This is a genomic window from Lacisediminihabitans profunda (assembly GCF_008040105.1).
In the GTDB taxonomy this organism is placed as follows: Bacteria; Actinomycetota; Actinomycetes; order Actinomycetales; family Microbacteriaceae; genus Lacisediminihabitans; species Lacisediminihabitans profunda.
Genome location: NZ_VRMG01000069.1, coordinates 1 through 272 on the forward strand (window position 1 = coordinate 1; position 272 = coordinate 272).

The window sequence follows — 272 nt, forward strand, 5'->3', positions numbered from 1 at the left end:
GCTCAAGTCGCGCCCCTGCTACCTCTGCAAGCAGCACTACACCCCGGTGGCTGCCTTCTACCACCAGCTCTGTCCGGACTGCGCGGCGCTCAACCACGCCAAGCGCGACGCCCGAACGGACCTCACCGGTCGCTCGGCCCTGCTCACCGGTGGCCGCGCGAAGATCGGCATGTACATCGCCCTGCCGCTGCTGCGCGACGGGGCGCCCCCCACCATCACGACCCGCTTCCCGCGCGACGCCGTCCGCCGGTTCGCCTCCCTTCCCGCCTCCC

The 272-nt window shown here is 72.1% G+C and carries 1 pseudogene; it reads left to right on the forward strand.

Features of this window, described 5'->3' with window-relative positions:
* Positions 1 to 272, forward strand: a pseudogene (locus FVP33_RS19085) (short-chain dehydrogenase); the annotation flags it as partial.